This is a genomic window from Chlorobium sp. KB01 (genome assembly GCF_001975465.1).
GTDB lineage: Bacteria > Bacteroidota > Chlorobiia > Chlorobiales > Chlorobiaceae > Chlorobium.
Window position 1 is genome coordinate 1 of sequence record NZ_MPJE01000068.1, and the last position, 13,134, is coordinate 13,134.

Consider the following 13,134-nt stretch of genomic DNA (forward strand, 5'->3'; position numbering starts at 1 on the left):
CTAGCAGCCTGTCGGACTAACGATAGAGAAGCTTACAGCAAACCAGCCGTCGAACTCCCTTTTTATGTGCATTTTGGTCATAGAAAACCATTGTTGGTACATATTACGCCAAAATGCGGACAATTGGTTGCCTTGTACTCCTGATTTTGCTTTACATGCGGCCATTACTGGCATTTTTATGCGTGGCTTCGCCAAGACATGCATCCTTTTCAGATTCCAGGCAAGGCTTATCAGCGTCCATTCTGCATGGGCATTTTCCAACCCTCGGCGCTTAAATTGTCGATACCCCAGCACTGATTTGATAATTCCAAATACTGGCTCTACGGTGCTCTTGCGCTGGCCATAAATGGCTTTCCCTTCCGGGGTTTTCAATCGGTATTTCATTTTGGTAACACTGTCTGCATCTTCCGCTACGGGTGCCGGTTTATTGAATCGAACTTCGAGGCTTTGATTATGCTTGTCTCTGCCAACTGCTATAAGCGGATTGATTCCCGCCTCTTCACATGCATCCACGTTTGCTTTACTGAAATATCCGGTATCCGCTATGATTTCATTGACTTGACCGAGTTTTTCGGGCAGCTTTTCCAGTGCTTCAATTGCCGTTTCTATTTGCTGCTTATCATTGGGCTGTTGGGTCGTATGAACGGCGACAATGAGCATGGTTGCGATATCGACGCAGGCCTGAGCATTGAACGCCTGCACGAATCCGCCTCCGCTTGTCGGCATGATCCGTGATTCTTCATCGGTCAGGTTTATCTGGTCGTGCGGTTTTGGACCTGGTTCCGGTGGTTTTGGCGGTTTGCCTCCTGGTTTTTTGCCACTTTCCTTTGCTTTCTTTTCCCGTTCGGCAAGCTTGTTTTCGTAGGTTTGCTTTTCCTGATCATACCGTTCTGCTGCTCTTGCTTCAATTTTTTTCTTGGCTTCCGCTATGGTTGCAAGACGTTTTTCTCGCCGCTCAAGTTCTTCTGGAATCTTCATTCCATCAGGTATTATTGCTTGATCGGCTTGATCTGCCAGCAGCCATAATTGCTTGACTTCTTCTTTGAGTTGCGTTTCGATTTTACACGCGTACTGCCAGCTTAACGCCTGATGCTTCGAGGCATTGGCCTTGATTTTCGTACCATCAAGGCTCACGGTTTCAAGCTTCAGTATCCCCATTTCATGGGCAATGGTTAGTATCTGAACAAACAGTCCTTGTAACTCCTCAGAAAACCGTTTCCTGAACGTTGCTATGGTATCGTGATCCGGATGTTGATTGCCGGTAATGTAGCGGAATGCAACAGAATCATAGCTCGCCTGTTCAAGTTTTCTGCTTGAAAACACTCCCGTTGAATATCCGTAAAAAAGCATACTCAGCAGGATCGTCGGATCATAAGCCCTTGAGCCTTTACCGGTATAGGTTCCCCTCAGGGATGATAAGTCGAGTTGGCTCACCATATCTACCACAAATCGGGCCAGATGGTCTTTTGGCAACCACTCCTGTACTGACGGTGGAAAAAGAAACGGGGTATCACGATCTGCTATGATAAAGTCGATGTTCATAGTGTGAAATCAGGAAATGAATGCTGCGGCTCCAGCCTCTGAAATAAGTAATTATCTTACGCTAAGATAATGCTTTACAGACATTTTTCCAATGTATTACGCGGCTTTGTTAGTCCGACAGGCTGCTAGACGAACAGTGTGTGCGTCGTATCCTTGGGCAAGAAGTTCTGCAGCTGCCGCTTTTCCGGCTTGTTCGTCCCGCGCCGAGAGAACCACCGTATATCCAAGCGCGCCCAATTGCCTCCCAATCTCCTTACCCAACCCTTTGTTCGCCCCTGTGATGAGCACCACCTTACCGTTTTTTGTTGCCATGGAATATCTCCTGAATGCCGCCTAAAATTGTTTCCCCGTCGGGCGAGAAGTGGCAGCAACCCTCACGCACGGGTCTGGAATATGGGTACAAAGCTAGTCCGCCTAACGGCAAGGTAACCTGCGCTGCGCGGCTTTATCGCGCAGCGACTGAAAGGAGCGAGGTTGAGCGCCGGGTTAGCCGTCATTGGTGACTAACTCCCCCAAGCCAGCAACCAACACTTCAACTTGATGATCGTCGAGGATGAACCTTGGTGTATAGATCATGCCGCTGGCTTCTAAACTACCGGGCCTATCAATAAGTACGCCGCGGCCACTACCAAAAGTAGACAGCACAAAGGACTTGAGATGACTCGGACCTTGAATTGAATATGCCGTGCGGAAGATCGATACGTCTCCAACATAGCCATCAATTTCTATCCAGCAATGCCCGTCCCATTCGTGAGTTGTAACCTGCCCCGCGGCGCCGTTGGTAGGAACGTTGCTCTCGCACTTGAACACAAGAACCCCGTTTACCTGTAGGTCACCAGCAACGACTACAGCGGGAACGTCGTGATGATTTCTCAGATAAGACACCCAGCCGGCACTGAGCATTGCACATGCGCCAAACGAACGTGGGACATACTTTAGAAGATCAATGGCCGTATCGGCAAGCACCTTTGTATCAACCAGGGAGAAACCGGCGTATGCCTGAGCTTCTGCTTCCCCACGATGGATAGCGATTAGCGGCAAGATGGGGCGTGAAGGCATAAATGGCTGCTAACAATAATCAGATGGATCCGCCTAAACTGCGGATTTTTGAGTTGTAATCCATGTAAGACGCAACATACCAACAGTTTAAAATGCCGCTAACTTCACGTATGAAATGCAGTTGTTGCATATAGTCATCAACCTCTGGTTTGTCACTGTTTTGCAGCTCCATCAACCAGTGTTCCATTAATGAACTTGTGAATAATACTTGCTACATAAGTCTGGTAAGGCAAACCTTCTTTGATGGCCTTTCTTTGTAACTCAGTGAGGTCTCTTTCAGAAATCCGAATATTCAGCCTCTTATCCTTTTTTAAAGAATTACCAGCGTACTCGGCCAACTCTTTTCTTCTTTTTGAAAGGTCGGAAACAGGAACCCATTCACCTTTTTCAAAACTATCCAGTATTTCCTTCTCTTCTTTGGTCAGTTTAGCTTTCATGTTTTTCTCCAAAATATTGCTGAGTGGCCTTCCTGCTCGGGATAATGGTTTTCAGAAACAACTCTTCCTCATTCTCTATGTAAGGTACGAGATATGCGTAATTGGCCATACCGATGACCATGATTCGTTGTCCAGGGTATACCTCCTGGTTTGGATGGAGATAATCGTCCAATATTTCACCCCTTTCAACAAAAAAAACTACATCTTCGAAACAGATTCCCCGTGATGCTTTGAGTACCACGCTCTTTTCCGTGTTCCAATTGATTCTTTTCATCTCGACAATTTATCACAATGTGTGCATTTTGGCAATGGCACACAACTTGTATTTGCATGTGGTAACGTTCAAATTGAGTGTGCAAACTTGGCAAACTTGGGGACGTTGTTTTGCAACACAAGTAAATTAAAAGAGGAGATACCTGTCTCTCTATGCAACCTATTTCGAACGCACTCATCAACATGCGAAACCAGAGGAAAAACGGGGGTTGGCGGTGCATTTTTTTTGCTACCGATATCGCGTCCCCACGGGACTTGAAAATATTGGTGTGCAACAGCCTCCCTCTTTTCTCTGTCCTGTAAATCACATAAAAGGGGGAAAAAGATTCCTCACCCGAGAGGTCCCTCTGCCGACAGATCGGCGTCGGGATGCATTCGGCAATGACATGCGAAGAGATGGATGCAAAAACATCAGCATTGAGTGGCTTTCTGTTTTTTGACAGCTCTGGCTATCAGTGGGGCATTTTCTTCAAGACCCTCAATGCTCAACCGCCCGTTCAGATACATGTTGTACCATGCCTGACGTTGCCTGATGATAGTTTCACTGTCGCGAAGGTGCAGAACGATTTAGGGTATATTCTGCAAGTTGTCGTTGTTCAGAAGAAACTGTAGTAGTGAGCACTAGCTGGAGTGATGGCAGAATAATCTCAAACCAGCCGTCCTGAACCTGAAATGGATCAAGCTCTTCAGCACTTTTTTTACTGCTATTTATCCAGGCTGAAGCATAACGGTAGTTACTCCATTCATAAACCAAATGAGGATGGGTGCTTTGACTGTGAAAATGATCGACAGTGCCAACCAGATCAAGCATTGCTGAATAGGCGCAAAGATTACGGAATCCGGCGGCCAAATCAGATTTGCAATCGTTCCAGTAATCTGGTGCTCTGCCAGCGGAGCCGCCAGAAAACCATGTTCCACCTCGTCTACGGACTTTGCATTCAAAATCATGCGGTTCCGAAGGGGGAATAAAATGTATCACTTTGTTTCCTCCATACCTTCAACAATCCATCTCGGCCAGAAGGGATCATGGCCAGCGAGTAAGCGCAAGAGTTCGTGATGAATCTGATCTTTGGTCTTGAGATTGCCGGGTAAGTTCTGCGTATCAAATCTCATGAATGCTTCAGCGGCTTCGATAGCGATCTCTGCTTCTTTCGATCTTGCCTGTTTAAGTTCGAAAACTTCGGAAGTTAACCAGCCAACAACATCGCCCTGCTTTGCCCATAAAATCTCGTCAAGCTTGACGCTGGTACCATCAAGAGTAAAGAGGAAAAGCTTGTCTTTGTTTTCATCGAAGAACGGCTCTATGGAGGCCAGAGCAAGAGGGGAATGCGTGGAAGCAATGACCTGGGTTTTGATCTTCTCATTCAACCCTGTTGCAACATTGAGCATTGCGGGCAGGATTGTCCTTTGCCATTGTGGATGGAGATGGGACTCGACCTCGTCCATCAGCAGGATAATAGTATCGGTAGGAGGCTGATTCAGCAGGATTGAAGCCTGGGAATGCTCGTACCATGTCCACACAAGGAGATAGGCTAATCCAAGAATGCGCTTCATGCCCGCCGAGGCCTGGGTCACAGGAATACTTCCATATGGCAACTCTACGGTGGGAATATCGCGAACATCTTCAATTGATACACGAGTTGGTTTACCCGGCCTCATCCATTCCGACGGATGCGGGGAAAGCTTCTCAATTACTTTAGAAAGGAGATTGAATGGCGAAGAGTCATCCTGTTCTGGTTGATTCTGCCATGACACCCAGTCACGAATCAAACCATTACAGAGCACTTTTCTCTCTTCTTCAAGGCCATTCCAGATATTTTCCGGCTTAAAATGGTAAGCACTTGGCCGATCAGGTTGGTCAACACCCTTGACTTGCATCGCTTTCCAGTAGTTACGCGCCGGATCCCATACAGAAAAACTGCCATCAACCCGCACGTAAATAACAAGCCCTGGCATAACTGGACGAGCTTTGGAGCGTGGCCAGACCTGATGAGCAAAATCGAAACGACTGATTGTTGGCTCTTTGGTCAAACCTGTTTTCCCTTCCAGGTGGTAGCTGATTTCGGATGGCACGCCGTTACCTCGTTGGGGCCAGGCGGGATCTCCAGCCCATGTATTTGTGAGCGCCCACCAGGCAATGTCAAGCAGGAACGTCTTTCCAAGTCCGTTGTCACCGGTAAACAAATTCAACCTGTCGGCAAATTCAACGTTAAATTCCGGGGCAGGTCCAACTCTTTTAAGGTGAAGTTCTCGAATCATAATGGGCGTTGTTGGCTGTCGGAATGCTCTTTATTGAAACTTATACAATAAACTGATTATTTCGTCTTTCCTCAAACAAACGTTATGTCTGACTGTTGAGTAAAGTTATCCTGTTCGACATTTGCGTTCAGATGCGCAAACAGTATCTGGATACATAGTCTTTGAGCTTCTTGTCCCGATCAGTCAGGATTGGCTCAAATGCAGGATAGAGAGATTCCTCACCCGAGAGGTACCTCTACCGACAGATCGGCGTCGGGATGCATTCGGCAATGACACGAATAATAGGGGGCATAAAAAAAGGGTGACCGCAGTCACCCTTTTGTATTGCTGTTCAAACCGAAAAATGGAGTTTAGCTAACCTGATGCGCTTCTTTAGCGAGGCGGGCTTTTTCGATGTAGGTTTTCTGGATGTCGCGTGAAACGTTGTATGCCTTCGAGAGGCTGTCGGAGCTCCAGAGCCTTGCGTCAAATGCCATGCAGATGTTGCGGAGGAAGGGTATGCCGACCTCGGTGACGCGAACGCTTTTATCACCCAGCACAACCAGACCGTCGTTCTCCATATCTTCAAGGCGGTAGAGGGCGATATCAAGTTCCCCGGTGTAGAGCTTCGGATCAGCCCATGAGGTCTCCTGTTTGCACATCAGATTGAGGATGTGACGGCGGAGTACCAGATCCTCGTCAGTCAGAAGATGACCACGGTGGAGCGGGAAACGACCTTCGTTCACAGCCTTGATGTAGGAAGTGTCGTCACGCTCGTTCTGCGCAAAGGCATACCAGGTATCGCTGATGGATGATGAGCCGAGCGCAAGCATCATCTGGGTTGTGTTTTCGGTATAGCCCATGAAGTTACGGTGCAGGGTGCCGTTTCTGGCCGCCAAGTAGAGCGCATCACCCTCAATGGCGAAGTGGTCCATACCAATCTCATGGTAACCGATGGACTCAAGCATCGCACTTCCCTTGTCGTAAAGCTCCTGCTTGACGTCGCCAACCGGCAGATCCTCCTCCTTGAACTTCCGCTGGCCTTCGTACATGTGCGGGTTGTGGCCGTATGCATAAAAGGCAAGGCGATCAGGCTTCAGCTGCATAACCTTCTGGATGGTATCAGTAATGGTGGCAAGTGTCTGCTTTGGAAGGCCGTAGACAAGGTCAAAATTGATTGAGGTGAATCCGATTTCACGAGCCAGGTCGATCTTCTCCTTGACCAGTTCAAATGACTGGAGACGGTTGATCTCTTGCTGTACAATCGGGTCAAAATCCTGAATTCCGAAACTCATGCGGCGGAAGCCGACACTGTAGAGTGCTTCAAGATGCTCCCTTGTCGTTGACTTGGGATTGGTCTCAAAGCTGAACATGTAGTTGTCCATCTTGTTGACGTTCTTGCAGATACCGTCAATAAGGCGAATGAGGTTCTCGGGGCTGAAAAAGGTGGGTGTACCGCCGCCGATGTGCAGCTCCTTGACGTTAAGGCGTCCGGGAAAAACATCGGTGTACATCTGCCACTCCTTGAGCAGGGCCTCAAGGTAGGGTGTTTCGTAGGAGTGATCCTGGGTGCGGTGGGCATTGCAGCCGCAGAAATAACAGTGGTTCTCACAGTAGGGAATATGAATATACAGACTGATTCCTGTGGTCTCGTTGCTGTCATTGAACCCTTTTACCATCGCCTCTTTCCACTCTTCCTGGGTTACACCGTCGGTGCTCCATGAGGGAATGGTTGGATAACTGGTGTAACGGGGACCGGGATTGCTGTATTTTACTGCGAGATTAGTTGCCATTGTTATCTTCCTCAACAAGTATTATTTTTTTAAATTCACTCTCGTGAAAATACATAAAACTCGGCAATTTCATAAATCAATAGCCATCATTTGGCCTATAAAACAGGCGGCACAGGACCGGTCGTCAACTATCCTTTTTTTATGACTATAGATCCAGCAAAATATTCTTCAGCCCCGGTTGTCGGCATATTGATGGGTTCGGACTCCGATTTCGAAATCATGAGGGAGGCCTCACTGGTTTTTGACGAGTTCGAAGTCTCTTCGGAGATCTCCGTCATTTCAGCCCACCGCACTCCCCACGACCTCGAGGAGTATGCAACCTCTGCCATGGAGCGCGGCCTGAAAGTCATTATTGCCGGAGCCAGCGGCGCAGCGCACCTGCCCGGTGTAACGGCTGCCATGACCGTACTTCCGGTAATCGGAGTGCCGATTTTCAGCAAAAAGCTGAACGGACAGGACTCACTCTACTCTATCGTGCAGATGCCTGCCGGCATTCCGGTTGCAACTGTCGGGATCGACAATGCCCGTAACGCCGCACTGCTTGCCATCCAGATTCTGGCACTCTCCGATGCATCGCTTATGGCAGCACTGACTGCGTTCCGCAATAAACTTGCCGATGCTTCGCGCCAGAAAACCGCGAAAATCAGGGAAAAACTGCATGCAAAAGGCTGAGTACTGGATAGATCGCCTTCAGCTTCTCCCCCACCCTGAAGGCGGTTTCTACCGCGAAACCTACCGGAGCAGCGCCTCTTACTCCTTCACCGGTAACGCCCCGTTCGAGGGTTCCCGCTTCTTTGCGACGGCAATCTACTATCTGCTGAGAAACAGCGAGTGCTCAAAGCTGCACCGGATTCACTCCGATGAGCTCTGGTTCTTCCATGCCGGTGATCCGCTGAAGGTGCATCTGTTTCCCGAAAGAGGAGAGCCCTCCTCGTTTACGCTTGGCACTTCTGCTGATGAAGGTCAGGTATTTCAGGAGTTTGTCCCGGCCGGAATCTGGTTCGGAGCCGCTCTTGCCCACCCTGAAAAAGAAAGCTATGCGCTGGTAAGCTGCGTTGTAGCACCCGGATTTGATTTCCGTGACTTCTCATTTGCTGACAGAGCGGCACTGCTGCAGCAATTCCCCGGCAACAAACCGCTCATCGAACGCCTCACCTGACCACGCTACCAGCTTTTGCGCAAGGCAACGTTCAACTGGTACTCCCGCGATCCCGAGTTGCCAATACCGGCCATCATGCCTGTCTTTACAGAATACTCGATACCACTCCGCTTTGCATTCCGGCTGATGATTCCTATAGCTCCCCCGACATGAACCCGTTCAGCATCCACCCTCAGGCTTCGGCCGCTCTCTTTATAAGTAACTTGTGAGGATGCACCGGAATTCCGCTCGGTATTGATCTCGAAAAATGGAGAGAATGAGAGCCCTTCGGGTTCGAATTTCCCTGTCAAACCTGCGCGGGCAAGCAAGCTACTCTCTTCATGAAGCTGCACTCCCCCTGAAGGTGTTTGCATCTCGAAGCCGCCAAGACGCATCCAGATCAGCTGAGCCTGGGGCTCAAGAAAAAATGATCCGGCAATGCCAATCCTTAACCCGCTTTCAAGCGAGGCACTAAACCCCCAGAATCTCCCGCTGCTCTTTGCTTCCCCTTTGAAGGACGCATCAATATCATATCTGGTCGCCTGCACAACCCCTTCAAGAAACATTGTTCCGGAGAGTTCAACACACGAATATCCGCCAATATTCATCGTAAACGCATCGACTCTTCCGGCACTCACTCCACCCTCTTCCATGATATCCGACTTCACATACCCGGTTCCGGCATAGAGACCGTGTCGCATCATACCGTTACTGAATCTGAACGCCTTAAGATCGCTGCCTATCTGCATGGCACTGCGATAGCCACCCGTCTCTGCTGGCTGACCGCCGCTCTCTGCACGAAAGAGAAATCGGCTTCCGGTTGTGCGAATCCACCATGATTCCTGCCCTCCATGATCCCCCCGAGACCAGTAATAGAGCTGACGGTCACGGAACCGTGGAACCGACTCCGCTCCATGACGCTCAAGCATCGGGAGAATTGTCTGGAGTACCCGGTGCTCTTCCGGAATCCCGGAACTCTCGATAGCCTCAACAGAGGTGTCAAGGGAATAATCGGATACCTCTTCATCTGAAAGATCGGTGGTCGTATCAACACTCGGAGCACTCAGAATCTGCAGATACCAGTCTCTGCCGACCTTAACCACTCTTACATTGGCACCGCGAAAAACCGGGGATGAACCATCCACATAAAAGGCATTCGAACTGCTTGTTCCATAGACCTTTGCAACAAGAATACCATTGCCTCCTGTTGTTGTTTTTATTTTTCCTTTCCCGGAGATATTTCGCACCAGAAGAGCGGTTGTACCAAGTACCGTTCCGCTTCCAGCCACACTCACCCGGCCAACCGAGAGCAGATCAAGCGCATCCTGGTTGTTCTGGCTTCCGCCTCCCAATGCCAGATCAAGCCCAAGCGAACCTCCACCTCCGGTATAGGTTGCACTTACCGTCACCCGATCATTAGCCTCACCATCGCGCAGATCGAGCAGTCCGCTGTTTTCAAGATTACCGACAATCTCATACCTTCCCGGGGAGTTTCCGGTAGCCATTACGGTTGAACCGGCTTCGATCATAAAGGTAAGCTGCTGACCGTAAGAGGGTGCAAGACGCAGAAGATCATCAAGGTCCAGATTGACACAGGATGCTCCAGCCACTTCAATCCGTTCCCATCCTTTGAACGCATCGGTGATAACCCCGTTCCAGGAGGAGAGCACAATCCTGTCACCTGCGGACTCATCTCCGCTCCCGCCATCGATGAGTGGTGATCGGGAAATATCGACATCACCGCTCAGTTCAATCCTGTCATCCCCTTTGTCGAACCTGACCGTTGAAGCCAGAACAGTGCCATTGTCCAGCCTCAGCGTATCATCTCCTGTCCCGAAATCAATATCCCCCGTTACCCTTGCGTTCTCCATAAGATGCAGCAGATCACTGTCTGCGCCGAAATTGATCGCTCCGTTTACCATTGAGCCTCCCGTCATGATCAGGGAATCACTGCCTGACCCCATAACAATACTCCCCGTTACTGAAGAGAAGCCGCTCATCAGCAAAGCATCATCGTTCTCCCCAAAATCCAGATCCCCCATTACACTTCCCGAATCACGCATCGTCATCATATCACTTCCCGCACCAAGAGCGATGTTACCAACAAGCATACCGCTTTCAGCCACAACAACGCGGTCGTCAGAAGCAATGGAGTCCGAAAACTCCCCGCTTCCGGCAAACCCTCCCGAATAGATGGCATACCCGAGAGTCCCGTTTTTGTTATCGACACCGGAGAGTGTACCGGAGACAAAAATATTCATCGGACCTTCACTCATAATACCCGCAGCAGCTCCTTTTGCCACAGCCGTCACCATCCCTGAAACGGTCAATGCATCGCTTTCTGTTGCTCCATAAATACCTGCTTTTGCATAGATCCCGGCGGCATTATTACTGCCGGTTGTCGCACTCACTTCGCCTGAAACCACTCCTCTGACTGAAATTGCGCCGCTACCGGCGTAAAGAGCATAGGCTTCTGTCGTGGCTGCTGAAGCAATGATCTTTGCAGATTCGGCGATATTGCCGGTAATGATCAGTGATGAACCTGCATGCAGGGCATGTGCTTTTGATCCTTTCCTGGAAAAAACATCGATCCTGCCGGAGAGATCACCGGCAAGGGTGAGCGATGAGCCGGAATAGATACCATAGGCTCCCGAGGTGCCTGCTGTGGCACACAGCTCTCCTCCGACTGATCCCCTGATTGTCAGATCACCTCCCTCAGCATAGAGAGCAGCCGCTTTCGTTGTCCCTGTTGAAGCTGAAATTGAGGATGAAGCAGCAATATCTCCATTGACTTCAAGGGTGGAGGCTGAATAGATACCCCTGGCTCCCGACTCTGCCGCATCAGCTCTTATACTTCCTGTCGCGCCTACTCCTCCGTAGAGTGTAACCGCATTCCCGCTGATTCCGTACGCATCGTCCAGGGCCGCCTCCGCAACTATCGATCCGCTGACTCCTGTCGTACCGCCACTCCGGCCTATCGTCACGCTTCCTGCTGAATAAATACCACAGGCTGTCGATCCGCTGAGACCCACAGCCATGATACTTCCGCTTTCAGCGATTCCTCCAATTATGGTGAGGCTGTTCCCCTCATCACTCCCCCCATACAATCCGTATACCCGGCCGCCGCTCTTCGTTGTTTTCGCAATAACCTCACCGCCGATTCCACCACCAATCGTCAATCCTGCAGCGCCATGCAGACCATACGCGATACCGGTTCCTGCACTCGCCGCCACGGTCGAACCTACCGATATATCTCCCGTGATATCGAGTGAAGAGCCCGCAGAGATACCATACGCACTTGTCGTCCCTGTTGTAGCTGAGAGCGTACCGATCACGGATCCGTTTATAACAACCGGACCATCCTCAGCAAAGATCGCATACGCTTTTGAACTCCCGGCTGAGGCTGTAACAGTTGATGATGCCGCAATATCGCCGGTAATGGTGAGCGCACTCCCGGCATAAAGGGCATAAGCTGTTCCACCGGTCATGGCCGTAGCACTGATATCGCCACATAGATCACCGACCATATCAAGCGTTGTGGTAGCATCCAGAGCAAAAGCATTATTCCGGCCCGCCGATGCGGTTATTCTGCCCGTCCGGGTGACTCCTCCATGAACGGTAACCGTATTACCCCGAACTCCATAAGCCGTATCATATCCTGCCGTTGCAGATACCACACCACTGATTCCTGTTGTTTGGCCACGTTGACCGATAGTGATCGTGCCACCGGAATAGAGACCATAAACAGTGCTGTCCGTATTATTTACGGTGTTGACTGCCGTTGCCGTAATAGTGGCTGATGAGGTGACTCCGCCGCCGAGATGCATCGTTGTTGTTTTCGACATTCCGCTCCTGATCCCGTAAGCGGTTCCGCCGCTCGTTGCGTTTGCCGAGACAGAACCGGAAAGCTCGCCACTTACTGAAATATTTCCAACCGAATAGAGCGCGTAGACGCTGCCGGCGGCTTGTGAAGAGATCGTTGTTTGTGCAGAAACCGCCCCGGATACTGAGAGTGATCCACCGGCATATACTCCATAAGCCGAACTGCCGGTTGATGTGTTGAGCAGATTACTGCCAAGATTTCCTGAAATGATGAGATTGTCGGCAGAGTAGAGTGTGACACTTCCGGTACTACTGCTCTGCATACCAAGGGTCAACAGCTCATCCGCCAGAGAAACCTGCACGTTCGTAGTCACCTTCAGGGTTCTGGCATTTGCTGTCGAAGTCACGTGGTTTACCTGTAAGGGAGCCCCGCCATTGTTGGTCATGATCACCGCCGGTTTTTTTATAAATTCCGGCGTTGAAAAAAGAGTTATTTCAGGATCAGCTGCAGTAAATTCGATTGCATTCGCTCCGGCCCCGGCACTGTTCAGCTCAAGAATCGCCTGGTTAAAGGTTCCGTATCCGCTGTCACCGGAATTACTGACCGTAAAAACCGCCCCGTCAGCACTCGTATCGGAGATCACAGCAAGAAGCAGTATAATCGACAAGTTTCGCTTGTTCATGGGTGTGCCGCTCTGCCGAAATTGTTTGCGCTCCCCGAACGACAGGCTCGCAGAGAGATATACTTTTATCACGTATATTTTACATTATTTATCACAAAAACAGGCACAGAAAACCGAATATTTTGCGTAATACCGTAGATTCAGACACC

General features: G+C 49.9%; 10 protein-coding genes and 1 pseudogene. 2 read left to right on the forward strand and 9 right to left on the reverse strand.

All coding sequences use genetic code 11. The features are described from left to right. Positions 1-180 precede the first annotated feature (180 nt). The 8 genes and pseudogenes from BOO20_RS07255 to hemN all read right to left on the reverse strand — a co-directional run. A pseudogene (locus tag BOO20_RS07255) lies at positions 181-1,542 on the reverse strand (IS1182 family transposase); the annotation flags it as partial. A 96-nt stretch (positions 1,543-1,638) separates the two neighbouring features. After that, positions 1,639-1,854 (reverse strand): SDR family NAD(P)-dependent oxidoreductase, encoded by a 216-nt coding sequence (locus BOO20_RS07260; protein WP_076791699.1) that lies wholly within the window; start codon positions 1,852-1,854, stop codon positions 1,639-1,641. 174 nt (positions 1,855-2,028) lie between these two features. Beyond that, positions 2,029-2,601 (reverse strand): hypothetical protein, encoded by a 573-nt coding sequence (locus BOO20_RS07265; RefSeq protein WP_076791701.1) that lies wholly within the window; start codon positions 2,599-2,601, stop codon positions 2,029-2,031. Between the two features lie 152 nt (positions 2,602-2,753). Next, the gene (locus BOO20_RS07270) at positions 2,754-3,038 is read right to left on the reverse strand and encodes an antitoxin (RefSeq protein ID WP_076791702.1); all 285 of its coding nucleotides are present in this window, start codon (positions 3,036-3,038) and stop codon (positions 2,754-2,756) included. Beyond that, the gene (locus BOO20_RS07275; RefSeq protein WP_076791704.1) at positions 3,028-3,312 is read right to left on the reverse strand and encodes a toxin; all 285 of its coding nucleotides are present in this window, start codon (positions 3,310-3,312) and stop codon (positions 3,028-3,030) included. Before BOO20_RS07275 ends, BOO20_RS07270 begins: the two co-directional genes overlap by 11 nt. A 540-nt stretch (positions 3,313-3,852) precedes the next feature. Beyond that, positions 3,853-4,290, reverse strand: coding sequence for a hypothetical protein (locus tag BOO20_RS07280; RefSeq protein ID WP_198935432.1), 438 nt, complete (start codon positions 4,288-4,290; stop codon positions 3,853-3,855). Then, positions 4,287-5,570 (reverse strand): AAA family ATPase, encoded by a 1,284-nt coding sequence (locus tag BOO20_RS07285; protein WP_076791705.1) that lies wholly within the window; start codon positions 5,568-5,570, stop codon positions 4,287-4,289. Before BOO20_RS07285 ends, BOO20_RS07280 begins: the two co-directional genes overlap by 4 nt. 350 nt (positions 5,571-5,920) lie before the next feature. Further along, positions 5,921-7,342: an oxygen-independent coproporphyrinogen III oxidase gene (gene hemN / locus BOO20_RS07290; RefSeq protein WP_076791707.1), complete on the reverse strand. Its 1,422-nt coding sequence runs from the start codon at positions 7,340-7,342 to the stop codon at positions 5,921-5,923. A gap of 141 nt (positions 7,343-7,483) precedes the next feature. Here hemN and purE point away from each other — a divergent pair, with 141 nt between their 5' ends. Together purE and BOO20_RS07300 are read left to right on the forward strand one after the other, a co-directional pair. Further along, entirely contained in the window at positions 7,484-8,014 is a 531-nt protein-coding gene (gene purE / locus BOO20_RS07295) for a 5-(carboxyamino)imidazole ribonucleotide mutase (RefSeq protein WP_076791797.1), read from the forward strand. Next, entirely contained in the window at positions 8,001-8,501 is a 501-nt protein-coding gene (locus tag BOO20_RS07300) for a cupin domain-containing protein (protein WP_076791708.1), read from the forward strand. Before purE ends, BOO20_RS07300 begins: the two co-directional genes overlap by 14 nt. A gap of 5 nt (positions 8,502-8,506) precedes the next feature. On the opposite strand, the gene BOO20_RS07305 is transcribed toward BOO20_RS07300, so the two are convergent. Beyond that, complete coding sequence (locus tag BOO20_RS07305) at positions 8,507-12,985, reverse strand: autotransporter domain-containing protein (protein WP_076791710.1); 4,479 nt, start codon at positions 12,983-12,985, stop codon at positions 8,507-8,509. Positions 12,986-13,134 lie beyond the last annotated feature (149 nt).